The organism is Polaromonas sp., from assembly GCF_049790275.1.
GTDB lineage: Bacteria > Pseudomonadota > Gammaproteobacteria > Burkholderiales > Burkholderiaceae_C > Polaromonas.
Genome location: NZ_JBAQYR010000057.1, coordinates 1 through 1,531, shown reverse-complemented (window position 1 = coordinate 1,531; position 1,531 = coordinate 1). Strand labels below are relative to the sequence as shown.

At 67.3% G+C, this 1,531-nt stretch carries 1 protein-coding gene; it reads left to right on the top strand.

Features of this window, described 5'->3' with window-relative positions; translation table 11 throughout:
* The first annotated feature begins 44 nt into the window (after nt 1-44).
* Nucleotides 45-1,328, top strand: coding sequence for a c-type cytochrome (locus WA904_RS08710; protein ID WP_425196729.1), 1,284 nt, complete (start codon nt 45-47; stop codon nt 1,326-1,328).
* Nucleotides 1,329-1,531: the final 203 nt, after the last annotated feature.

Sequence of the window (1,531 nt, the reverse complement as noted above, 5' to 3'; positions counted from 1 at the left end):
GTCCCGGCTTGCGGCAGTGCCGCGGCACCATCGGGCCACCGGCCATGAAGCGGCTGGCCGCCTGGCTTTTTGCCGGCATCGTGCTGGCGCTGCTGCTGACCCTCACGGTCTGGCAGCTCAATCTGCGGGACGAATCCGATGTCACGGAGGCGGTGGCCACGGCGGCTGCTTCGCCGGCGCTTCTTGAACGCGGCGCTTACCTCGCGCGTGCCGGCAACTGCATGAGCTGCCACACGGCGCGCGGTGGCAGCCCATATGCCGGCGGGCGCGGCATCGCCACGCCGTTCGGCACGGTTTTTTCGGGCAACCTGACACCGGACAAAGCTACCGGCATCGGCCACTGGTCGGCCAGCCACTTCTGGCGCGCCATGCACAACGGCCGTTCGAAAGACGGCCGCCTGCTGTACCCGGCCTTTCCCTACACCAGCTACACCGAGGTCACGCGCGAAGACTCGGACGCGCTTTTCGCTTACCTGCAGAGCCTGCCTCCCGCCGCGCAGCCCAACACGCCCCACGCCCTGCGCTGGCCTTTCAGCACACAGGCGGCGCTGGCCGTGTGGCGTGCGCTCTACTTCAGCCCGCGGCCCTATACACCCGACACAACGCAGACCGCTGAATGGAACCGCGGAGCCTACTTGGTGCGCGGCCTGGGCCATTGCAGCGCCTGCCACAGCGCGCGCAATGCGCTCGGCGCCAGCAGCACACCGCTGGACCTGGCCGGCGGCCTGATCCCGATGCAGAACTGGTACGCGCCTTCGCTGACTTCACCGGCCGAGGCCGGCGTGGCCGACTGGCAGCCGGAACACATCGCCGCCCTGCTCAAGACCGGCATGTCGCCCCGCGGCTCGGTGCTTGGCCCGATGGCCGAGGTGGTGCTGCACAGCACCCAGCACATGAGCGATGCAGACCTGGGCGCCATGGCGGTCTTCCTGAAGGCCCTGCCCCCCACCGCCGCGGCAGATCCCTCGCCCGCTGCAGCCGGCAACCCTGCGGCCGCACGCGCCGGCGCCAAACTTTATGAAACGCATTGCGCACAGTGCCACGGCGAACAGGGCCGCGGCGTGCCGAGCGCCTATCCGCCGCTGGCCGGCAACCGCGCCGTGACCATGGCATCCACCGCCAACCTGGTGCAGGTCGTGCTCAACGGCGGCTACGCCCCGGCCACAGCCGGCAACCCGCGCCCCTTCGGCATGCCGCCGTTTGTGCTGGTGCTCAACGACAACGAACTGGCCGAGCTGCTGACTTACCTGCGCAGCGCATGGGGCCACCAGGCCAGCGCGGTGACGCCGACCGAGATCAATCGCATGCGAGGGGAGAATCAGAGATGAGGGTTGGCTGCTTTTTTCCCTGCTCGATTTGCAGTGGTACATCCAACAAGCCGGGGGTAGCCCGGCGGCTACTCACTTTCTTTTGCGTCGCTGTATAGACCGGACACATGGTGGACAGGTGTGCGGAGACATGGTTGACGGTTTTCATTAGAAGTTATCCGGCTGCCTGAGGTCAATGGTCAGGCAGCGATGATGAGCAAAGA

Bases quoted from the DNA above. Each gene is read 5' to 3' on its own strand.
- WA904_RS08710 (WP_425196729.1), top strand. From the start codon at position 45: ATGAAGCGGCTGGCCGCCTGGCTTTTTGCCGGCATCGTGCTGGCGCTG.